The organism is Lysinibacillus sp. RU7 (assembly GCF_057837305.1).
On record NZ_JBYQFK010000039.1, the window covers coordinates 1 to 22,770 of the forward strand.

Genomic DNA, 22,770 nt, shown 5'->3' on the forward strand with positions numbered 1-22,770 from the left:
GATGTCCAAAATTTTGTTTCTTATTCAGAAACATTTATTGTTAACGTTTTGCTTGTTCAGTTTTCAAAGTTCATTTTCGTTACCGTTTTAGTAGCAACTTTTATATCTTAACACTTGAATCTTTTTGTGTCAACAACTTTTTTGAAGTTTTTTCAGATATCTCATTTCGCTTCTCAGCAACTTTTATATAATATCATCTATCGACTGTTAAGTCAACATCTTTCTTAAGTTGTTTTTATTGCGTCTTAACGACTTGAATAAATATATCATGTTATTAAGTATAATACAAGACTTTTAAAAAACTATTTTAAAAAAGATAAAAATATTACTACCCCTATCCCTGAGAATCCTAATATCGTAACAGTTAAAATAGAAAACAAATTGATTGTAATTTCTGTACCATAATAAGAAAACACCAAATGAATAATATAAAGAACACAAATACTTAGTGCAAAGCGGAACCAAAATATAGACAGCCTTTCTAACCAAACACCCTTTTTATTCTTTCTTCCTATTAATAGAACAAAAAACAGCAACAAGCAAATAGCGCCGATTAAATACGCTTGCATATACTCTTCCCCCTCTAAACAGAAGTATATGCCTTTGCTGTTGCTGTTATTTCTATTTAATGATAACACGTCGAATACGAGCTTCTTTAAATAAATAAAAATGGATACCTTCTAACGCTTTTCGTTGAGCGATGATATCCAAATTATAATCATCCATCAACTCTTCTAATACTTTCGCATTATGGTAATCTTCCTTTGTCTCTTTCATTAAACGAACGAGCTTATCATCGAATTCTTTTTTTAATTTTCCTTTACGAGTAAAGAACACCTCAATCACTCACCTTACAATTCGCGTCGACCTTCTAACGCTTTTGATAGCGTTACCTCATCCGCATATTCTAAATCGCCGCCAACTGGTAATCCATGTGCGATACGTGTCGTACGAATGCCAGACGGTTTTACTAAACGGGAAATGTACATTGCTGTTGCTTCCCCTTCAATCGTCGGATTTGTTGCTAAAATCAACTCCTGCACACGCTCATCGTGCAGACGCGTTAATAGAGAAGCTACATTAATATCTTCTGGACCGACGCCATCCATTGGTGAGATCGCACCGTGTAACACATGATATAACCCGCTATAATCACGCATTTTTTCCATCGCAATGACATCTTTCGGGTCTTGTACAACACAAATCATCGATGGATCGCGTTGTTTATCAGAACAAATATGACAAGGGTCAATATCTGTAATGTGACCACATTGAGAACAGTATAGTAAATTACGCTTTGCATCAATTAATGCTTTAGCAAAATTAGAGACTGTATCTTCTTTCATTGTTAACACGAAAAATGCCAGCCTGGCCGCAGTTTTCGGCCCAATGCCTGGCAATTTCATAAAGCTATCAATTAATTTTGATATTGGTTCAGGATAGTGCATAGTCACTACCTCCTAGAACGGAAGGTTTAAGCCTTGCGTGAATTTACCCATTGTTGCATTTGTCGTTTCATCTACTTTTTTCAGCACTTCGTTTGTTGCGATAACGATTAAATCTTGTAACATTTCGATATCTTCTGGGTCCACTACGGATGCGTCTAAATTTACTTCAAGTACTTGACGTTGACCGTTCATAATAACTTTCACCATGCCACCGCCAGCTGTCCCTTCAAATTGCTGTTGGTTTAATGCTTCTTGTGCTTCCATCATTTCTTTTTGCATTTTTTGCATTTTTTTCATCATGCCTTGCATATTACCCATACCACGCATATTGAATTCCTCCTAAAAGTTCAAATATTAATCTTCGATAACCTCAACAAAATCTTTACCAAATAAATTTTCCGCTTCTACCACAACCGGGTCTTGTGATGCAACCGGCACAGCGTCTTCGATAAACAGCTCGGATTCCTGAACCATTTCAGCTTGATCTTGCTTCTTTTGATTTAAACCGTTATCTCGAATAAATTCTTCACGCAATGTGAGCCATTGTGCTTCTGGGATACATAGCATTTCATACGTTGTCCCAAGCTGCGATGCCAAATTGTGTGTAAAAACTGATGTAAATTCCCTATTGTCGGCTACCATTTGACAATGAATATCATACTTGAATTTTACCACAAAAGCATTAGAAGATGCCGCAACAGGTTCTGCATCATTTAAAAGTGCCGCTTGTGATTTTTGAAGTAGTGCCAAGCTTTGAGCCCAAACCGATTTTATTTTTTGAATATCTTCTTTCGTTGCAATTTTTAATATTTCTTGAATTCGACCAATCGGCGCTTTAAAGCCATTTGGTATTTTGGCTCGTGGACGTTCCTGCTTTTGTTGTACTACATTCACAGGTCCGCCACCCGCTTGCAGTTGTTGCGTAAGCTGACGTACCATATTTTCTAAGGCACCCACTTTACTTTGGATCGCTGGATCAATCGTCGTTGTCCCAACTGAATTATGCTGCGCCATTTTTAGTAAAGCTGTTTCTAAATAAATTTTTGTATGATGAGAAAAGCGCATCTCTTGCTGTGTCTTAGCCAAAATATCGATAAAACTATAAAGCGTATCTGGTGTATACCTGTTCGCCAGTTCGATAAATCGCTCTTCTGGTGCAACGATTTGTAGTAAGTCCGCTAAATCCCCTCCTGTTTGTAGCAGGAGCAAATCACGGAAAAACGTAATTAAATCTTCCGCTAGTCGGAGCGGCTCTTTCCCGTTTGCAACTAATTCTTCTAATAAGGAAAGAACTTTTGCTACATCCTTTTCAAGAAGCGCTTGCGAAATAGCACAAAACACATCTTGGCTAACTGAACCTGTCACAAGAAGCGCATCTTCTGCCTTCACCATCTCACTACTAAACGACACAACTTGATCCAATAAACTAAGTGCGTCACGCATACCACCTGCAGCAGATTGTGCAATCACCTTTAACGCTTGCTCTTCAAATGGTAAATCTATATCTTCAAGCACTACTTTCATGCGCTCTAAAATATCTTGCGTTGATAAACGTTTAAAATCAAAGCGCTGACAACGGGAAATAATCGTTGCAGGCAATTTATGCGGCTCTGTTGTAGCCAAAATAAACACCGCATGTTCCGGTGGTTCTTCTAACGTTTTTAATAGCGCATTAAAAGCACTTGTAGAGAGCATATGCACCTCATCAATAATATACACTTTAAAACGTGCAGCAGCTGGGGCAAATCGTACTTTTTCAATAATATCGCGCATTTCTTCTACACGAGAATTAGAAGCCGCGTCAAACTCAATGACATCTGTATGCGAACCTTCTGTAATGCTTAAGCATGTTGCACACTTATTACACGGTTCATTTGCAGGTGCATTTTCACAATTTAAAGCTTTCGCAAAAATTTTCGCTGTACTCGTTTTCCCTGTTCCACGTGGACCTGAAAACAAATACGCATGTGTTGTTTTGCTAGCTAGGAGAGCATTTTGCAATGTTCTTTTGACATGTGCTTGACCTGACATTTCACGAAACGATTGTGGTCTATAAACACGGTAAAAAGCTTGGTATGTCAACGTTCCCCTCTCCTTTTCTCAGTTTAAGTCCATATGTATAGTATAGCATACATTCTAGTGCTTTACGGTCTTGAACGATGATTGATTATTTCTTGTAGCTCGCTTTATCACATAGGCGGAAGAACACCGGTATACTTATAAATAGGAATAAATAAAAAAATACTTGCTCCTCAATGGGCTCGATCATCCCAAAAGACTCTAGGGTAATTATTGTTCCAATCCAAGCACCTAATGTATATAAAAATTGCCACGTGACATGGTAAAGGCGCGGCCACTTCTTTTTTACTTTTCCAAACAAGCTTGACTCAGAAGGCTCAAGCGAACCATCAATATAAATAATAATCCGTTTATACTCTGACACCACTCGCCAAGAAAGCAGAAATAACAAAACAGTAATAGCCCATGTGATAGCTGGTATATTACAATATTGCCACTCTATATTCCGATAGCCTACTGTTACAAACGCCGCCAGACTAAATGAATAACCAACTCTCCTAAATAATGATTCGATGATACCCATCTACTCTCTCCTTATATGTTAGACAAATATAGCGTAAGCTAATAGCTATGTTTCTGTAAATTTCCTTGAAAGCTTTTCTTACAACAAAAAAAAGCATTCGTCTGAATGACGAATGCTTGAATTGGCAAATTAATGCCGTGCACCTTTCTTTGACAGCCGCACATAAGCGTTACTCTTGTCGCCAGCTCAGGTTAGGCTACCCCGCGGCACATGAGTGAAACCACTTAATGCTGCTTCCTTCCGGACCTGACATGGTTCATGGGTACCCATTGCGCAGGACCCAACCGTCAACACTACGTGCAAGAGGCAGGCCAAACATACGGACAGCCTCGAAAAGGACTTCAGTCTCGCTAGAGCGGATTGCGAGTTACAGGGCACCGCTACCTCCCCACCTAGCACGGCAATACTTAGTATACTAATACCACATTAAAAATGCAATGAAATACTATATACAAATCATGAAAAATCTATCATAGCGGATTAAATCTCCCAATTTACCTTTCGTTATGTTAACTTCCTAGCTCCTTTTAAATGCGCAGGGACAAAAACAAAAGTAAAGCTTCCGAAATATGTAGTATTCCTCTGCTCTTACTTATGTTGCGCCGAAAACAAATAAGTTGCTATACTATTTTTTGAAAAAGAGAACATCTTCTTTTAAAAAAACTAACACTACTAAAATGAAACGTATACTAATATTTTCTGGAACTTCAACAACGAAGGTAGGGGTTTCACTTCTCAAATGAAGGCAAATCGGGCAATTCACTCGCAAAGTGGAAGGAAATTAAAATACATTTATATAGGTAGCAATAGACAAGATTTCACGTCCATTCTTTATCACAATCAACTATAAACATTCGTCTTTCTAAACTAAATACTCTTACCTAAAAAAATCACAAAAAAATGTTGACGTATATTACTGTACATGATATATTGATTACTGTCGAAAAGATAACTCGACACAATACGGAGGAATACCCAAGTCCGGCTGAAGGGATCGGTCTTGAAAACCGACAGGCGGGTTAAACCGCGCGGGGGTTCGAATCCCTCTTCCTCCGCCATTTTTTTGAACTTACACCGCTTTGATAGCGGTTTTTTATTTTTTAAGTGCTGTAACATACATATGTTACAGCGCTTTTTTGCTTATATTGAGCAAATACTATTATACAAATAAAAATCGACAGGAGGTATTCTACTTGGAACGAATGATTAAAATTTCAAAATCTCCTAATCCATTTTTTATCATGTTGTTTATCGCTCTTTTAACAGCAGTAGGTAGTGAGGTCAAAATAATGCCATTTGATGGGGCACCGTTTCGTTTCGGCTTAGGGAGTATTATTTTCTTTTTAGCCATTCTAGTTCGCCCTGTTTCAATTATAAAAGCAGGGATTACTACAGCGATTACGGTCTTTTTATTCCGTACGGGACTAGATTTGTTCCTCTACAAGGAATCATTCCAATTAGCGGAACATATTCCGGCTGCTTTATTTTACATTACATTTGCTATTTGCTTACGTGTTTTCAATATAAGCGATATTCGTACACGTCCATTTCTCCTTGGACTTTACGGTGCTTTATTTGAAGTCATTAGCAATACAATCGAACAGTTATCGATTACGTTCTTTATTACAGGGCATTTTATTTCCATACATGAGTATATGCTCTTTCTTGCTGTAGCTGTTTTACGTAGCTATTTTGTTGTTGGATTATTTAGTACATTAGCTATTTCTGAGCAAAAGAAACGAACAGAACAGTTATTAAACATTGGGGCCGACCTTTATGTTGAAACACTCTATTTACAAAAATCAATGGAGCAAATTGAACACATTACAGCCAATGGTTTTGATTTATATAAACAATTAAAAGCCATAGATCACACACTAAGTTTAAAAGCATTAATGCTCGCCCAAGAAATTCATGAAATAAAAAAAGACACGCAGCGTATCTATGCAGGACTTTCTAAACTTATTACAGCTGAGCGTTCAGATACGTATACCATTTCGGATTTACTACGCTTTATTACAGAATCCAACATCCGCTATAGCGAACATTTACACAAAAATATTGATTTTAATATTATATTGAATAAAGATTTTCATACGAAAGAACACATCCTACTTCTTGCTATGCTCAATAATATTATAGCCAATGCAATTGAAGCGATTGAGGAACAAGGAGTGATTAAAATTGAGGTTGCCACAGCAGCACATATTACCACTTTTGCAATCGAAAATAACGGTCCACCTATTCCTGAATATGTACTACCCGTTATCTTTGATCCTGGCTATACAACAAAATTCAGTGAGAAAGGCAATCCTTCTACTGGTATCGGACTTTCTCATGTACAAACGATGGTCCACAGACTTGAAGGAACTATCGCTATTTCAAGTAATGAAACAACCGTTTTCACTATTAGCATCCCAACTTATAAATTAATATAAAGGAGATCTCTATGCGCTATTTTATTATAGATGATGATCGTGCAAGTCGTATGATGCTTACTCATATTATTAATGAATCGATGTTAGGTACAGTCATTGGGGAAGCATCTAATGGAGAAGAAGCCATTCCACAGATTTTAATGACACAGCCTGATTTTGTGCTAATTGATTTACTGATGCCTCATGTAGATGGAATTTCAACAATTGAACGATTACATGAACAGCGCTTTCAAGGTAGCTTTATTATGATTTCGCAAGTTGTCAATAAAGAAATGGTAGCAGAAGCGTATGGAAAAGGCGTCGAATTTTTTATCCATAAACCGATTAATAAAGTGGAGGTCCAAACGATTCTCCGTAAAACAGAAGAACAGCAACGTCTAAAAAATTCCATCCAAGCGATTCGTCAGTCGCTCACAAGCTTTGAAGTACCACAAAAACAAACTAAAAAAACAGTTCGTGATCATATTCAATCGATTTTAAATGATATGGGAATCGTGGGAGAAGTCGGCAGTGAGGATATTACAAAAATTATTGAGCTGCTTATATCTGAAAAACACCATTTAGCACCTCTCCCCCCATTAAAAGAGTTATACGAACAGTTAGCGATAATTACAAAAGCCACACCAGATGATATTGCAAAAGAGAGCAAGGCGATTGAACAACGTATCAGACGAACGATTTTAGCCGCTATGATTAACTTAGCGAATTTAGGAATCGTCGATTATACGAATTCAGAATTTGAATATTACGCACCCCGCTATTTCGATTTAACAGATATTCGCCAATTGATGCATCAAATTGAGCTAAATGGGGAAAGAAAAACAAAGGTAAACATCAAAAAATTCATACAAGTCATATATTCTGAAATTTTACAACGTCTAGATTAATCGGATTTTGTCGGATTTTGTCACCCTTTTATATGATGAATATAAGCTTGACCTAAATTTAAGCATAAGGGGGAACTTTTTTTGAAAAAGTTTAAAATTAGTTTAGCCAGCCAAATTTTAATCGGTCTTATATTAGGGATCGTTGTAGGTGCTGTTTTTTATGGGAATGACAATATTCAAACGTACCTACAACCAATAGGGGACATTTTCCTTAATTTAATCAAAATGATTGTTGTACCGATTATTATATCGACATTAATTGTAGGTGTTGCCGGAACAGGTGATATGAAGCAATTAGGTCGTCTTGGTGGGAAAACATTACTTTATTTTGAAGTTATTACAACAGTTGCGATTGTCGTTGGTTTACTTGCAGCGAACCTTTTCCAACCGGGTGCTGGCATCGATATGACACAACTACAGCAATCGGATATCTCGAGCTATGTTGAAACAACAGAAGCACAAGAAGATCAAGGGCCGCTACACATTTTAGTAGATATCGTACCGAAAAACGTCATCAATGCGATGGCTGAAGGCGATATGTTAGCCATTATTTTCTTCTCTGTATTATTCGGTCTTGGTGTAGCCGCGATTGGTGAACGAGGAAAACCTGTATTGGCCTTCTTCCAAGGCACAGCTGATGCGATGTTCTGGGTAACAAACTTAGTGATGAAATTTGCGCCATTTGGGGTATTTGCACTGATTGGTGTAACCGTTTCCAAATTTGGATTGTCATCCCTTATTCCACTTGGAAAATTAGCGATTTTAGTGTATGGAGCAATGTTCTTCTTCGTAATCGTTGTATTAGGATTGACAGCAAAAATCTTTGGTATTAATATCTTTAATTTAATTCGCATGATTAAAGACGAGCTTTTACTAGCGTTCTCTACTTCTTCTTCAGAGACTGTATTACCTCGTATCATGTTAAAAACAGAAAAAATGGGAGCACCAAAGGATATCGTATCCTTCGTTATTCCAACTGGTTACTCCTTTAACTTAGATGGCTCTACGTTGTACCAAGCCATTGCGGCTCTTTTCATTGCGCAAATGTATGGTATTCATCTTTCAATTGCAGAGCAAATCACATTAGTACTTGTATTAATGGTCACATCAAAAGGTATTGCAGGGGTTCCTGGCGTATCATTCGTTGTACTTCTTGCAACATTAGGTACTGTCGGTATTCCAATTGAAGGTCTTGCGTTTATCGCAGGTATTGACCGTATTTTAGATATGGCACGTACAGCTGTAAACGTAGTTGGTAATACATTAGCAGCACTTGTAATGGCGAAGTGGGAAAAACGCTTCGATGATGAGCAATTTGCGGCTTATCAAGCTGAAAACTTAAAAAAAGCATAAGCTAAAAAATGTTATGTACAAGCCTTTATGAAAATGGGACAAGTCGCCCTTTCATAAAGGCTTTTTTGCGAAATAAATTAGAACACACTTCAACTATATGTTATAACACTGGGCACAAAAAAGATGCGCAGAGTGCTCTGCGCATCTTTTTTATGCTTGTTCAACATCTTTTGAATAACGTTTCGTAAATAGCAATGCAAAATAACCTAAACATAATGCTAAGCATGCTACTATATAAATCCCTAAAATCGACCAGTTGTACATTAAGAATGACGTATCACCTGTCGAAATAGCTGCTTTGAATGCTTGTACCGAAAATGTCATTGGTAAAATGGAATTAAACACATGTAATTGTTGCGGTATCAACTCTAATGGGAATGTACCCGCGCTCGTTGTTAATTGCAAAATTAAAATGATAATGGCAACGAAGCGTCCCGGATCCCCCATCACAGATACTAATAGTTGAATCATCGCTAAAAACGTAAAGCTTGTAATGATACATGTCCCCATAAATACGAGTAAATTATCAACTTCTAAACCTAGCCCACCGATCACGACTGCCGCTGTAATAGCCGATTGAATAACACCAACCACTCCTAACACCGACACCTTACTTAAAAACCACTTAAATCCACTTGTTGGACGAGTTGCTGGCTCTACTAATGGGAATACGATGGATACTAAAAGTGCCCCAACGAATAACCCTAATGAGATAAAGTATGGCGCAAAACCAGAGCCATAGTTCGGTACATGATTCATCGATGATTTTTCCACTTCAACAGGGGCTGCGAGCATATCATAGTGATCGTCTGATACATCAATATCTACCTTATCACTTGCATCTGCTAATTTTCCTGCTAATGTTGCTGTACCATCTGCTAACTCTTTCGAACCGTCCACTAAAGTTGTGGAACCTTGTGCTAGTTCACCTGATTTTTCTGCTAATACGGTCGTACCATCTGTTAATTTTCCAGATCCATTAACTAATTGATTTAAACCTGCTGCTAAATCATTGGCACCTGTTGCGGCACTATTTGTACCTGCTACAAATTGTTGCATACTTGACGCTAATGTTGCATTACCTTCCGCTAAATTGGCGGCACCAGTTGTTAATGCGGCTGAGTTATTAATTAATTGCTCAACACCGGCTGCAATTTGTTGCTGTCCATTATTTAATTGTGTGGCCCCTTGCGATAGCTCAGCGATATTATCATCAAGACCCGCTGTATTCGTAGCTAGTTGACCTAATCCACCACTCACTTTTGCACTACTAGCCTGAAGCTGCGCGAGTGATTGTGCTAGCTGCTGCTTGTTTTCTTCAGGTAAGTTAGCCATAATCGGCTGAAGTGTTGCCATTAACTGTTCGACACCGGCTGTTATACTTTCAGAGCCAGACGCTAAAGTAGCAATACTATCATCAAGACCTACCGTACCACTCGCTAGCTTTTCTAAGTTAGCGGCTAAATTCGCTTGTCCTGCTGTAACCGTTTCTTGCCCTTCTGCTACTTGTGCTACACCATTCGTATAATCAATTACACCTTGTTGTAATTGATCTGCACCTTGAGCTGCTGTGTTTGCACCATCCGCTAGTTGTGCTGCACCATTTTGAAGCTTTGTCACACCTTCTGCTAATTGTACCGCGCCCGTTGCTGCAGATTGAGTCCCTTCTAGCAACGTTTTAGAACCATCTGATAGCTCAATTGTACTTGCGGCAAGCTGTTCTAAATACCCCTGTAAATCGCCGGCACCGTTCGCAATTTTTTGTGCACCTTCATCTAGTTTACCTGCACCATCTGCTGCTTCATTGAATCCATCACCTAATGCGGTCATCGAAACAAATAGTTTTTCTGCATAGGTTTTCGATACTTCCTTGTTTACTTCGGCCTTAATGCGGTCCATTGCCGTTTCACCTATTTGAGCACTTAAAAAGTTAAATCCTTCATTTGGAATATACTCCAGTGTTAACTTTTCTGGATGCTCATTCAACAATGTTGTGGCATGTTGTGAAAAGTTTTCTGGAATTTTGATTAAAATATAATAATCGCGTTCCTTTAATTGCTTTTCAGCCTTATTAGCATCTACTTCAATAAACTTAAATTGTTCACTATCTACTAACTTCTCGGTCAAAGCATCGCCTAATGCAAGCTGCTCACCGTCTAATTCAGCGCCTTTATCCTCATTGACAATCGCTACTGGCATGCTTTTTAAGTGTGCATAAGGATCCCAGAAAGCCCATAAAAACATCCCACTATATAAAACAGGAATAAATAAAATAGCAATGATGGAGACGAACATTTTTCTCGTCTTGAAAATTTTTAACCATTCTGCTTTTATCAAACTATCATCTCCTAAAACTATATGACCATTTTTGTCATTCAGTCATTTTAATGTATAAAAAATTCGTTTTCCTACGAAAACAAATTTTTATGGGGATGTTGCAATACCTCTGAATAACGTTTCTTTAAAAAGTGTCAAAATTTCCTCTTCGTGAAGTGCTTCGTCATGTGTCATTTGCCAATCCACAACCATTGCTAAATACGATTTTAACAATAAGTACGCAACAAGCTCTGGATTACAAGGACGAATTTCCCCCTTCTGTACGCCTATCCGAATACGATCTGCTAAAAACGTGACGATTTCCTCTTCAATCTTGACTAACATTTGTTTGACAGCAGGTGTTTGAAGTGCCTTTTCTTCCTCGATGAGCTTAGCAAATAATAAATGCTGCTCTCGGAATTGCAACATTTTCATTAACCCATTATGGGCATTCTCAATAAAGCCTGCTTCTGGTCGTAACGTTTGATTTGCTTCTACCTTCATATCGCGAATCATTGAAATGACAACTTCTTGTAGGAGCTCTTCTTTATTTGTAAAGAAATTATAAATCGTGCCTTTGCCGACATTTGCAATTTTCGCCACTTGCTCCATCGTTGTGGCCTTATATCCAAACATGGAGAAAGATTTCATAGCCCCTAGTAATATTTCTTGTTTGCGATCCACTCGTATCCCCCCAAACAAAAATGACTAAATAACCATTTCGGTCATCCAGTCATTATTATACACACTTTTTTATCTTATGCAATATATTTGTTTATTATATTACTACAAAGCTCTAGGTAAAAGAATAATGCATGCTATGAAAACAAAATAGCTTGAGCCAATGAATACTCAAGCTATTTTGCTATTCAACATTTATTTTACGACCTTCGCTAAATACGCACGGACTGATTCTTCGCCATTAGCCAGTGCTTCCTGCTCACGGGCTTCATCTTTTGCTACTTTTGCTTCTGCGCCGGCTGCAATGTTCTCTACATCAGCTGCTGGTACAACGATCACACCATCAATATCCCCAACGATGATATCACCCGTATTTACAACGACTCCGCCAACTGATACCGGTACACCAACAGCACCACCACCATGCTTATTACCCGCTGCTACGGTTGTCCCAAGTGAAAACACAGGGAAGTTAATGGCACGTGCAGCCGCTAAATCACGAATAACCCCGTCTACTACAAATCCTTGCACCCCGACTCCTTGAGCCAATTGCATAACAAAGTCACCCGCTACTGCGCGATTTGTATTCCCTTTTGCATCAATAACTAAAATATCCCCTTTATTTGCCTTGCTAATGGCTTCTAGTACCGCGCCATTTTCTCCATCTGGTAAGCGTACTGTTAAGGCACGACCAGCAATTTTAAAATGGTCTGCAATCGGTTTAATCGTCGCTGCTACATTTGTATGTCCACCTGTTGCATCTGACACCGCTGTTGTTGGTAATGCTAGAAAACGTTCCTCAATCGTAATTGTTGTCATCTTTTCATCCCCTAGAAAAAATTCTTTTACAAATAACGAAATATTTGTAATTATAAAAATAATAAATGAACAACCTTGTTTATTACAATATTTTTTCGCTAATGTATTAAATACCGTTATAAATCATGTAAATTCGTGAATAGTTAAACATGAAGGGGGATAATACGGATGAATAAATTAATTCGGGAAGAACTCAATGAACATGGTGAAACAGTTTACAAAATGGCTACGTTTGATATTGATGTCATCGCTCGAGCAACAGGTGGTTTAGCCCCAACGATCATTTACTTACATAATGATCGAGATATTACAGATGAAATTCGTGCATTACGTTTTCACTATGAAGATCCAGCCTCATTTATCGAAGATTACCCTGCCTTTCAAGCGATGCTATATCACAAGGAGCAACGAGCAATTAATGATTTATATGATTCTATTAGCATTAAGCCAAAAAATATGTCTACTGGAAAGCAAATTTTATGGAGCTTTGGGGTTATGTTTATTATTGTTATTCCGTTTATGATTGCTGCCTTTATATTAAAATAATGACTTCTACTATGAACAAATGACCGTTCATAGTTTTTTTTGATACAAGTGTTATAATAGGTTGTATATTTTTTTGCAAAAGATAGGAGAGGTTCTCTTGCTTTTTAACTCTTTTGTCTTTGCTTTCGTATTTTTACCTATTGTATTTTGTGTTTATTTTTTATTAGGTAGATTGAAAAACAAAGACATTTCTACGTTATTTTTAGTAGCTGCTTCACTTTATTTTTATAGCTACTTTGAAATTAAATTTCTCTATTTAATTTCTTTTTCTATGGTCTTTAACTATGCAATTGGCTATATCTTAATGAAAGCTACATCGCATAGAAAAGGGATTTTATCAGTCGGGATTATTTTTAATATTTGTATACTTGGCTATTTTAAATATGCCGACTTCTTCATTGAAAACTATAATTGGATTTTCGACCAAAATCTAGACCTTCTCTATTTAGCATTGCCGCTCGGAATTAGCTTCGTTACATTCCAGCAAATTGCTTATTTAGTGGATATTTATCGCGGAGAAATTACGCACTCGAAATGGTCATCCTATATGATTTTCAGCACATTCTTTCCGCAGCTTATTGCAGGGCCTATCGTCAATCATAAAGATGTGATGCAAGACTATGAAGACCCAAAGAAAAAACGCATTAACTGGGAGAACGTATCAAAAGGATCGTTCATTTTTTTAATTGGTCTTGTAAAAAAGATTGTGATTGCGGATACGTTTGCCCTTTGGGTAACGGATGGGTTTAACAACTATACCAATTTAACTTTTACAGAAGCGTGGTTCGTGATTATTGCGTATACCGTGCAACTGTACTTTGACTTTAGTGGTTATTGTGATATGGCAATTGGCTTGGCGCTTATGTTTAATATTCATATTCCAGTAAACTTTAATTCACCGTATAAAGCACGCAACATCCATGAGTTTTGGCGACGTTGGCATATGACGTTAAATCGATTCTTAACAAAGTATGTGTACTTCCCTCTAGGTGGGAGCCGTAAAGGCGAAATGATTACGGCATTAAATATTATGCTCGTATTCTTTATTAGTGGTTTTTGGCATGGTGCTGGGTGGACCTTTATTATTTGGGGACTGCTCCACGGTGTAGGATCCGTATTTCTGCGCTTCATTAAAAAGTATACGAATCTTCAATTCCCATTTTTGTTTTCATGGTTCGTCACATTTCTGTTCATCGTTTTAGCACGTGTTTATTTCCGTTCAGAAAGCGTTGCACAAGCACATCATATCTTTGGCACTTTATTTACACCTGATGTAACAAGTATAAACGCTTTTCTAACAACACCATCTGCTATTTTTGCAGATGCAGCAGCGATTGAAGTAGCAGGCTATGCATTGAACACACCATTTATTTTAATTGGCGGCTTAATCATCATGCTAGGGATTTGCTTCTTTGCCAAAAACTCTATTGAACTATTAAATCAGTTTAAATTTAATTGGCGCCATATTTGGTTTGTACAATGTTTAGCTATCCTTTTACTAGCGACATTATTCTTTGTAAAGAAAAGCAGTGTCTTTATATACTTTAACTTTTAGGAGGGATGTTCATGAAACCACATATTTGGCTTCTAAAACTCGTGTTAGTCAGCATTGTTGTTCTTGGAATCCCTGTTGGCGGTGTAATGGCGTTTAACTACTATATCGATCCCCTTTGGAATTTTGACCATAGTCATGAATACAATGATTTTCAGCGTGGTCATAATGAACGTATTCAAAAAACGAACTGGATTAATTCACATCAGTTCGATTTTGATAGCTTAATGATCGGGACAAGTCGTACAACATATATCAATGCGTCAAACTTTGAAGAACGTGTATTTCATTATGGCTTGAGTAGCTTGCATATTACGGAGTATTTGGATTATATGCAATACGCACAAAGCAAAAATCCAAAAGACTTTGAAACAATCTATATGGAACTAACCGTACGTTCGCATGATTTATTTTATGGACCGGAATTTAGTGAGGCAGAAACATTTTTCTCGCAATCTGAGGACCCATTTTACCCAGTGACGAGCCTCTTTTCGAAAGACACATATGACCGTGCCAAATTCAACTATGATATTTCTAAAAATAATTACGCCGGTATCCCACGAACATACGACCGAAACCTGGAAGTAACGACTTCCTACGTCGGAAAAGATATCGGAGAACGCATTGATTTTTTCAAAAAGCAGCTGGTAGAACGGGAAGCAAACGGACCGGAATGGATATACGATCCAAACTATCGAGGCTATTTAGAAGAAATTAAAGCAGCATTTCCAAATTCGAATTTTGTCGTGTTTACCGATTTAATGCCCGCGGAGCGTTTGCAATTGACAATTGAGCATCCGCAAATTCAACCGACCTATAAACAATACATTACCGATATTGTAGAAGTGTTTGGCGCTGTTTACTCATTCCATCAGTATAATGATGTAACAAGGAATCACGCGAATTTCTTTGATTTATATCACTTCTATCCTTCAGTTGGAGACTTAGTAGCCAAAGAGCTCCAAAGACGCGAACCTTCTGAATTACTGTATGTTGTAACAAAAGATAATATTGATGAATACTTTGCACAGTTAGGGATTTAAAAAGAGGCTAATATGTAATAGCTATTACATATTAACCTCTTTATTCGTTATAAGTGAAAAACAACTAGGGATTACGTACTTAAAGCTATTTTTATATTACAAACAGTATAACAAAATCCCCTCTCATCAAATGATGGCAAAGGTTTTATGTGATCTATTTGCCTTTACAGAAGCACTGAACAATACCTCCAACACAGCACTCTATAAAAAACTAGCGTTATGAGGAAAGTCGATGTTAGCACATGACGAACATCGAATTTCTTTTAAATGCCTTTATCTTACTTTCCGAGATGGGCTGTTTGCTTTAACATATAACCAATCCGTTCAATAATGCCTTCTACTTGCTCTGGATTTTTTAGTAAATCATAATCATTGATATCTAGGCGTAAAACAGGACAAGAATTAAAATTATTAATCCAATTTTCATAACGCTCGTGCATCTCATACCAGTAATCATTGGATGTCTGTTGTTCCATGGCACGACCACGCTCTTGAATACGACTAATAATATCTTCAATTGGACCTTCTAAATAAATGAGTAGATCGGGGTGTGGAAAGTATGGTGTCATGACCATTGCATCGAATAAATTTGTATATGTTTCATAATCTGTCGGGCTCATTGTCCCTTTATCGTAATGCATTTTAGCAAAAATCCCTGTATCCTCATAAATCGAACGATCTTGAATAAAACCGCCGCCATATTCAAAAATACGTTTTTGCTCCTTAAAGCGCTCTGCTAAAAAGTAAATTTGTAAATGAAAACTCCACTTTTCAAAGTCATCATAAAATTTATCTAAATATGGATTTGTCTCTACTTTTTCAAATGACGTGCGGAAATGTAAACCTTCTGCTAACGCTTTTGTCATCGTCGATTTCCCTACGCCTACCGTACCGGCAATTGTAATGACTGCGTTTGCGGGAATGCCGTACTTTTCACGTAAATTCATTGCTCTTATATGCTCCTCTTTAGTAACTTTTGCTCAACGAGTTGTAAAATAGATTGTAGATCTTCTTCGCGCTCGACAAAATCAAGCTCGTCCCCATTTAACTGAATAACAGGGATTTCAGGGTGCATCTTTTCAAAATGACCGATAAACGCATGATAATCGTTTGCAAGTTGCTCTATATAATCACGTGAAATCATCTTTTCCACATCACGCCCACGCTTGGCAATTCGATTCATTAACGTATCAATGCTTGCATGCAGATAAATGACCATATTCGGTACAGGCATATCAGCGGTTAAAATGTTATAAATTGCTTCGTATTTATCGTATTCAGAAGATTTCAATGTACGCTTCGCAAAAATTAAGTTTTTAAAAATATGATAATCTGCCACTACAGCTGATTGATTTGTGAAAAAGTGTTGCTTAATATCCGATAGTTGTTTATATCGATTACACAGGAAAAACATTTCTGTTTGGAAGCTCCACTCATCGATATTTTCATAGAACTTCCCTAAAAACGGATTCTCTTCAACGATTTCCTTTAATAGATGGTAATGATAGTGTTGTGCAATCGCTTTTGATAAAGACGTTTTCCCAACGCCAATCGGACCTTCTACTGTAATAAACGGCATCGACACTAGAAGCTCCCCCTTTTATTTTTAATCAGTGCCTTTCATTTTAACATAGTTGCGAAACGAGCAACAAAACAAACTATTCCAGTTTTATATAAACGCAATGTTCGAACTATTATCGAGACATTCAACCAAACGTAGCATATACTGCCTCTTGTCGTTGCTCTAGTTGTTGCATTTGTTCGTCCAATTGTTGCTCTAATTTTTCCCGTTCTACATCAAAGCGGTGCTCGATTTCCTCTTCCTTCTTTAAAAATTCCTCATAAAGGCGTTCTTGCTCTTCCTCTGCTTCTTCCTCTACTTTTTCAATTGCTTCTATCAACTGATCTTCTAACTTTTCATAGCTCGCTTCTGCTGTTTCTTCGAATGCATATAACTCTTCTTCAAATACTTGTTCAAAATCACTGAGCTTGTCCTCTAATGTATCTTGTATTTGTTCGATATCCTCTTCGAACTCTTCATTTATTTTTTCGAGATCTTCTAAAAATTGTTCACGTAAAGGAATGAGCTGCTCATAGTTTGAAAGAGCCGATTTTTGTGCAGTACTAAATGTTTCAAATAATAAGCGTTCTTGTTCCAGCTTCTCTTGTAAATACGATTCCTTTCGGGCACTTATTTTTTGAATCCACTGCTGTTTTTGCTCTTCTTGCTTTTGTAATAACGTCTCTCGTTTATTTTGAAATAATACATTAATTTGTTGCTGTGCTTTTCCACTATTATTTTTAAGTTCTTCTATTTTATGAATCGTAGATTGCTTTACATTCTCTACTTGCGATTCGTACCTTGTTTTTAATGTAGCGATTACATTATTTGCATTTTTCTCTAGCATCGCTAACTTTTCCTCATAAGCAATTTCCAGCGATAATCGTTCACGTTGAAAATAAGCATCTGCTGCTGCTAATGTTGTAAATTGTGGGTGCATCTTTCTATCCTCCCTTTCTTTCATCTTACCATGAGTTACTATTGGAACAAGTCTATAAGCAATGCTACACTGTTGGGAAGGAGCGATTAGTATGAACGTATTTGAACAAGACCGTCAGTTTATGCAACTGGCACTAGAGGAAGCACAAAAAGCGAGGGCACTTGGGGAAGTACCGATTGGCGCAGTAATTGTACATAAAGGGGAAATTATTGCAGCTGCATCCAATTTACGTGAAACAACACAAAATGCTGTGACACATGCTGAGCTCATGGCAATCCAGCAAGCATGTGAAACATTAGGAAGCTGGCGTTTAGAAGAAACTACCCTTTATGTCACGCTAGAACCTTGCCCGATGTGTGCAGGAGCCATTTTGCAGTCCCGTATCCCTCGTGTTGTATACGGGGCACGTGACGTAAAAGCGGGTTGTGTGGATTCGTTGTACCGGTTATTGAATGATGCTCGTTTTAACCATGAATGTAATGTAACAGAAGGCGTATTAGCCGAGGAATGTGGACAAATTTTAACAGACTTTTTCCGCGCACTACGCGAACGAAAAAAGGCTGAGAAACGAGCACGAAAAGCGGCCGAACAAATAGCCAATACAAATCTTGAATAAGACTACTGAAATAGCAACTCCTTTCGAGAAGGTTGCTATTTTATTTTTTATCCATTTAAAAGGAGCTAAATGCACATCTTTGTTACTCTAAATCGTTTTATCGTATATTGGAAAAAAGCATAGTTACCTCTATGCACTACAGTAGATACATTTACGTCAATGAAACCGACCTTTCCCTTTTGTTATTTTTAGAAAGAATGGAGAGAGAAAGGTAGCTAAAGGAGCAACAATTCATGTCTAATAATCAGTATTTATACCCAACCAATCTAATCAACCTATTTTCAACAAATCAAGTTGAAAAATGGCAGGCTAAAGAAAATAGTTTTACTTTTAAAAAAGGAGACTTTATTTGTACACCTGGTCAATTATCGGATTCTGTTTATTTAATTGTGGAAGGCCATGCTCGCATATTCCATATACATTTAGAAGGAAAAGAATGTGTATTAGGGATTTTATCAGAAGGTGATTTAATTGATTTACTACAAATTTTTTCCGATAAGGAAAGTCAATTATTTGCGAAAGCCTTAACTGAAGTGAAAGTCATCGCGATTCCAAAAAGCGAAGTAAAAAAAGAAATTCAACAAAATCAAGAGTTATTAATGACTTTGCTTCACTATTTTTCAAATAGACTACAGGAAACCATTGAAATTTTAGAACAAGTAGCTTACGGGAAAGTGGAGGAACGGCTACTCTTTTTATTAAACAAATTAGCAAATAAAGAGGACAACACTAAAGAGTGGTCTCCTTTACCTGAATTTCTTACACATAGCAATCTCGCTGGCATGATTGCTTCCACAAGAGAAACCGTAACATTTTTACTGAATAAATTTATCCAAACAGGGAAAGTCAAACAAGAAAATCAACGTATTTGGATTAAAAATGATAAAAAAATATAGCGTATGTAAGGAGGCTTACATACAGCTTACGTTCGATTGCTGTACGATCTAGGTGAAATAACTATTAAGGAGGGTCTAGCATGAATGAAATTTCACTAGATATTGTGCAACAAACAGCAAATGCATTAAAAGAGAATCCGCATTTAAAAATGAAAGATTGGCATGCTCATATCCAATGGCAAACGGGCGTTCAAAATAAAGTGACAATCCGTCACTTTGATGCATTTTTGATGGATGAACCGGAAACATTAGGGGGTACAGATCAAGCGCCTAACCCTGTCGAATATCTAATAGGGGCAGCGGGAAGTTGTTTTGCTATTACGTTTGAAGTAATGGCCAGTCAAAACGGCATTAAACTAGAGAGTGTAGATGTTAACATTGAAGCAGAATTAAATGCAGCAGTCTTTCTAGGGATTGAAGAAGGTGATGGGGGCATTTTAAATCCAATCATCACTTTAACAGTAAATGCTGATGCTTCTAAAGAACAACTAGTACAAATTGCAAACGCTGCTTTAGTAAAATCCCCTGTATTAAACAGTCTAAATAAAGAAATACGATTAGAAATTCAATAAAGAAATAGCATTTCCACTAGCCGGACGTTCCACGTGAAAACTTAAGCAGTCACATCGTAGCCTCCGCGCTTCCCCGCAACCTACACAGGAGCTAAAACAGACGTGACCTGTTTTAGCTCCTACTCTTAGCGTGCTACAGCAAAAGTGAATACATCTCTTCCTATTTCAAAATTATTTTTCTTCTCTAAAGGCAATCATTTTCTTTCCGTTTACATGTATGCGGCAAACGTAAAGTTAATAAATTCAATTTCTCTAGTCATTATTTAAGTTTTTTTCTAACACGATCTTATGCCTTCCTTTAGCATCAATCAATGTCTCAAGCACATCAAAACCATGTTTAATATTGAGAATAAGCATTGTTTTTCTTTCATTCCTACTGTATGTACGTACTCGCTCATACCCTTGTTTTTTACATTCCTCATGCTGTGCTTTCATTAAAGCACTAGCAATCCCATGCTTTTGATATGCTGGATGTACACCCCCTAACCAACTATAAAATATCCCTTCTTCAACTTCATAACCGAGCTTAAATCCTGTTACCACGCTACCTTCCATACTGACAAACGCAAGAAAACCTTGTTTATTGTCCAGTTTACTTTCTTTCAATCTATCTCCTTCAAATACATGCTGATGTACTACCTGTATGCCATCTAAAATCTCTCTAGGTAAGCTCTCAAATTTTAAAACCTCCATGTACTCTCTCCCTTTTGTAAAAAAAGGTTCCCACAACTGTGAGAACCCTTCATTCAATTATTTAATTGGTGGTGCTATCACTGTTTTCCCGCCCATATACGGTACTAATACTTCAGGAATTTTCACGCTTCCGTCTATCCACTTGCCTCTGACGCTTCGCTTTCGAGGCAGAGCCGACTTTGTTTATTTCGGTGCTATCACTGTTTTCCCGCCCATATATGGCACTAATGCCTCAGGAATTTTCACGCTTCCGTCGGCTTGTTGATAATTTTCTAAAATAGCGGCTACTGTACGACCAACGGCTAACCCTGAACCATTTAGCGTGTGCACAAATTCTGGTTTTGCCCCTTGTTCGCGGCGGAAACGAATGTTAGCACGGCGCGCTTGGAAATCTTCAAAGTTTGAACAAGAAGAGATTTCGCGGTACATATCTTGCGTTGGGAACCAAACTTCAAGATCATATTTCTTCGCAGCTGTAAAGCCAAGGTCAGAAGTGTTCATTAATAGTTTGCGGTAAGGTAAGTTTAATAATTGAAGTACTTTTTCCGCATGACCTGTTAATAGCTCTAATTGTTCGTAAGATTCTTCTGGCTTTACAAAACGTACTAACTCTACTTTGTTAAACTGATGTTGACGAATTAATCCGCGTGTATCACGACCAGCTGAACCTGCTTCTGAACGGAAACAAGAGCTGTATGCTGAAAAACCTTTTGGTAGCATGTCACCATCTAAAATTTCATCGCGGTAGAAGTTTGTTACCGGTACTTCAGCCGTCGGTGCCATGAAGTAATCTAAACCTTCAAGCTTGAATACGTCCTCTTCAAACTTTGGTAACTGTCCTGTACCCGTTAAAGAATCGCGGTTAATGATGACTGGTGGTAGCATTTCCTCATAGCCATGCTCCTCAGCATGTAAGTCCATCATGAAGCTCATTAACGCACGCTCTAATCGAGCACCTAAACCACGGTAAAATAAGAAGCGGCTACCCGTTACTTTCCCAGCACGCTCAAAATCTACTACTTCTAAATCTGTTGCAACATCCCAGTGCGGTTTTGGCTCGAAATCAAATGTTGGTTTCTCACCCCAAATGTAAACTTCTACATTATCATCTTCTGTTTCGCCAACCGGTACAGATTCATGCGGAATATTTGGTAGACGCATCATCATGTAATCAAATTTTTCTTCTACCTCACGAAGCTCTGCATCTAATGCTTTAATTTCATCGCCTACTTCACGCATACGTGCGATGACTTCTGTTGCATCTTCTTTATTACGTTTCATGACAGAAATTTGCTCTGATACTTTGTTACGCTCTGCTTTTAACACTTCTGTTTTAGCGATTAATTCACGACGTTTTGCATCTAACGCTTCGAATTCATCTAAATTCCCTAAATCTTCATTACGTGTAAGAAGCATATTTTTCACTTCTTCAAAGTTATCACGGACACGTTTAATATCTAACATTTTTTCAACCTCCGAATAAAATTTACTAATGGATGAATAATGAAAAAAACACAAAAAAGCCCCCATCCCACAAAGGGACGAGAGCTACCCGCGTTGCCACCCTAATTGAACAGACGAAATCTGTTCCACTTATCAAATAACGGCTTCATTGCCGGCCTACGCCTACTTATCATTCAGCGAGGCAACTCCAGGACGGATTCACAAGTGCTTTTATCAGCTTACACCGACCGCTGACTCTCTAGAAAAAACGTGCTTGCTACTATTTCCTATCATCGCATTACATATTTATAAATTTAACCCTAATGTACTATAGGTCATTCGATTTTGCAAGTTCTAGTTATGA

23 protein-coding genes, 1 tRNA gene, 1 other RNA gene and 1 other annotated feature are annotated in these 22,770 nt (G+C 37.6%); of the genes, 10 read left to right on the forward strand and 15 right to left on the reverse strand.

All coding sequences use genetic code 11. The features are described from left to right. Positions 1 to 302: 302 nt before the first annotated feature. From AC3II9_RS20005 to ffs, 7 genes are all read right to left on the reverse strand, one after another. On the reverse strand, positions 303 to 569 hold the full coding sequence (locus AC3II9_RS20005) for a pro-sigmaK processing inhibitor BofA family protein (RefSeq protein WP_489158301.1): 267 nt from the start codon (positions 567 to 569) through the stop codon (positions 303 to 305). A gap of 52 nt (positions 570 to 621) precedes the next feature. Beyond that, positions 622 to 837 (reverse strand): YaaL family protein, encoded by a 216-nt coding sequence (locus AC3II9_RS20010; RefSeq protein ID WP_391376166.1) that lies wholly within the window; start codon positions 835 to 837, stop codon positions 622 to 624. Positions 838 to 851: 14 nt separating this feature from the next. Then, positions 852 to 1,448, reverse strand: a complete 597-nt coding sequence (gene recR / locus AC3II9_RS20015; RefSeq protein ID WP_391376169.1) for a recombination mediator RecR — start codon at positions 1,446 to 1,448, stop codon at positions 852 to 854. Positions 1,449 to 1,460: 12 nt separating this feature from the next. Further along, positions 1,461 to 1,775: a YbaB/EbfC family nucleoid-associated protein gene (locus AC3II9_RS20020; RefSeq protein ID WP_489158303.1), complete on the reverse strand. Its 315-nt coding sequence runs from the start codon at positions 1,773 to 1,775 to the stop codon at positions 1,461 to 1,463. Positions 1,776 to 1,802: 27 nt separating this feature from the next. Next, positions 1,803 to 3,530, reverse strand: coding sequence for a DNA polymerase III subunit gamma/tau (gene dnaX / locus AC3II9_RS20025; RefSeq protein WP_489158305.1), 1,728 nt, complete (start codon positions 3,528 to 3,530; stop codon positions 1,803 to 1,805). An 85-nt stretch (positions 3,531 to 3,615) separates the two neighbouring features. Continuing rightward, positions 3,616 to 4,050: a hypothetical protein gene (locus AC3II9_RS20030; protein WP_489158307.1), complete on the reverse strand. Its 435-nt coding sequence runs from the start codon at positions 4,048 to 4,050 to the stop codon at positions 3,616 to 3,618. Positions 4,051 to 4,185: 135 nt separating this feature from the next. Beyond that, positions 4,186 to 4,451, reverse strand: an RNA gene (gene ffs, locus AC3II9_RS20035) — signal recognition particle sRNA large type. A 564-nt stretch (positions 4,452 to 5,015) separates the two neighbouring features. On the opposite strand from ffs, the gene AC3II9_RS20040 reads away from it, so the two are divergent. From AC3II9_RS20040 to AC3II9_RS20055, 4 genes are all read left to right on the forward strand, one after another. Further along, a tRNA-Ser gene (locus tag AC3II9_RS20040) sits at positions 5,016 to 5,108 on the forward strand. A 144-nt stretch (positions 5,109 to 5,252) separates the two neighbouring features. Beyond that, positions 5,253 to 6,488, forward strand: a complete 1,236-nt coding sequence (locus AC3II9_RS20045) for an ATP-binding protein (RefSeq protein WP_489158347.1) — start codon at positions 5,253 to 5,255, stop codon at positions 6,486 to 6,488. An 11-nt stretch (positions 6,489 to 6,499) separates the two neighbouring features. Continuing rightward, positions 6,500 to 7,375, forward strand: a complete 876-nt coding sequence (locus AC3II9_RS20050) for a response regulator (protein ID WP_489158309.1) — start codon at positions 6,500 to 6,502, stop codon at positions 7,373 to 7,375. A gap of 81 nt (positions 7,376 to 7,456) precedes the next feature. After that, the gene (locus AC3II9_RS20055) at positions 7,457 to 8,728 is read left to right on the forward strand and encodes a cation:dicarboxylate symporter family transporter (protein WP_489158311.1); all 1,272 of its coding nucleotides are present in this window, start codon (positions 7,457 to 7,459) and stop codon (positions 8,726 to 8,728) included. A gap of 150 nt (positions 8,729 to 8,878) precedes the next feature. On the opposite strand, the gene AC3II9_RS20060 is transcribed toward AC3II9_RS20055, so the two are convergent. From AC3II9_RS20060 to AC3II9_RS20070, 3 genes are all read right to left on the reverse strand, one after another. Then, positions 8,879 to 11,065: a YhgE/Pip family protein gene (locus AC3II9_RS20060; protein ID WP_489158313.1), complete on the reverse strand. Its 2,187-nt coding sequence runs from the start codon at positions 11,063 to 11,065 to the stop codon at positions 8,879 to 8,881. Between the two features lie 87 nt (positions 11,066 to 11,152). Next, on the reverse strand, positions 11,153 to 11,728 hold the full coding sequence (locus AC3II9_RS20065; RefSeq protein WP_489158315.1) for a TetR/AcrR family transcriptional regulator: 576 nt from the start codon (positions 11,726 to 11,728) through the stop codon (positions 11,153 to 11,155). A gap of 192 nt (positions 11,729 to 11,920) precedes the next feature. After that, positions 11,921 to 12,544: an RraA family protein gene (locus AC3II9_RS20070; protein ID WP_489158317.1), complete on the reverse strand. Its 624-nt coding sequence runs from the start codon at positions 12,542 to 12,544 to the stop codon at positions 11,921 to 11,923. 168 nt (positions 12,545 to 12,712) lie between these two features. Between AC3II9_RS20070 and AC3II9_RS20075 the strand changes: the two genes are divergently transcribed. The 3 genes from AC3II9_RS20075 (at position 12,713) to AC3II9_RS20085 (ending at position 15,685) form a co-directional block, all read left to right on the forward strand. Further along, complete coding sequence (locus tag AC3II9_RS20075; RefSeq protein WP_489158319.1) at positions 12,713 to 13,090, forward strand: sodium:proton antiporter; 378 nt, start codon at positions 12,713 to 12,715, stop codon at positions 13,088 to 13,090. A 97-nt stretch (positions 13,091 to 13,187) separates the two neighbouring features. Then, complete coding sequence (locus AC3II9_RS20080) at positions 13,188 to 14,645, forward strand: MBOAT family O-acyltransferase (RefSeq protein WP_489158321.1); 1,458 nt, start codon at positions 13,188 to 13,190, stop codon at positions 14,643 to 14,645. An 11-nt stretch (positions 14,646 to 14,656) separates the two neighbouring features. Beyond that, on the forward strand, positions 14,657 to 15,685 hold the full coding sequence (locus AC3II9_RS20085; RefSeq protein ID WP_489158323.1) for a hypothetical protein: 1,029 nt from the start codon (positions 14,657 to 14,659) through the stop codon (positions 15,683 to 15,685). A 278-nt stretch (positions 15,686 to 15,963) separates the two neighbouring features. On the opposite strand, the gene AC3II9_RS20090 is transcribed toward AC3II9_RS20085, so the two are convergent. From AC3II9_RS20090 to AC3II9_RS20100, 3 genes are all read right to left on the reverse strand, one after another. Then, the gene (locus AC3II9_RS20090; RefSeq protein ID WP_489158325.1) at positions 15,964 to 16,632 is read right to left on the reverse strand and encodes a deoxynucleoside kinase; all 669 of its coding nucleotides are present in this window, start codon (positions 16,630 to 16,632) and stop codon (positions 15,964 to 15,966) included. Between the two features lie 5 nt (positions 16,633 to 16,637). Beyond that, entirely contained in the window at positions 16,638 to 17,270 is a 633-nt protein-coding gene (locus tag AC3II9_RS20095) for a deoxynucleoside kinase (RefSeq protein WP_489158327.1), read from the reverse strand. 121 nt (positions 17,271 to 17,391) lie between these two features. Then, positions 17,392 to 18,186, reverse strand: a complete 795-nt coding sequence (locus AC3II9_RS20100; protein WP_489158329.1) for a hypothetical protein — start codon at positions 18,184 to 18,186, stop codon at positions 17,392 to 17,394. A 91-nt stretch (positions 18,187 to 18,277) separates the two neighbouring features. Here AC3II9_RS20100 and tadA point away from each other — a divergent pair, with 91 nt between their 5' ends. The 3 genes from tadA (at position 18,278) to AC3II9_RS20115 (ending at position 20,270) form a co-directional block, all read left to right on the forward strand. Beyond that, a complete protein-coding gene (gene tadA / locus AC3II9_RS20105) occupies positions 18,278 to 18,802 on the forward strand; it encodes a tRNA adenosine(34) deaminase TadA (protein ID WP_489158331.1) in 525 nt (174 codons plus the stop codon). A gap of 233 nt (positions 18,803 to 19,035) precedes the next feature. After that, positions 19,036 to 19,698: a Crp/Fnr family transcriptional regulator gene (locus AC3II9_RS20110; protein WP_489158333.1), complete on the forward strand. Its 663-nt coding sequence runs from the start codon at positions 19,036 to 19,038 to the stop codon at positions 19,696 to 19,698. 80 nt (positions 19,699 to 19,778) lie between these two features. After that, positions 19,779 to 20,270 (forward strand): OsmC family protein, encoded by a 492-nt coding sequence (locus tag AC3II9_RS20115; protein ID WP_489158335.1) that lies wholly within the window; start codon positions 19,779 to 19,781, stop codon positions 20,268 to 20,270. 252 nt (positions 20,271 to 20,522) lie between these two features. On the opposite strand, the gene AC3II9_RS20120 is transcribed toward AC3II9_RS20115, so the two are convergent. Further along, positions 20,523 to 20,963 (reverse strand): GNAT family N-acetyltransferase, encoded by a 441-nt coding sequence (locus AC3II9_RS20120; protein WP_489158337.1) that lies wholly within the window; start codon positions 20,961 to 20,963, stop codon positions 20,523 to 20,525. A 183-nt stretch (positions 20,964 to 21,146) separates the two neighbouring features. Next, positions 21,147 to 22,427, reverse strand: coding sequence for a serine--tRNA ligase (gene serS / locus AC3II9_RS20125; RefSeq protein WP_489158339.1), 1,281 nt, complete (start codon positions 22,425 to 22,427; stop codon positions 21,147 to 21,149). A gap of 70 nt (positions 22,428 to 22,497) precedes the next feature. Continuing rightward, positions 22,498 to 22,709: a binding site (T-box leader), on the reverse strand. Positions 22,710 to 22,770: the final 61 nt, after the last annotated feature.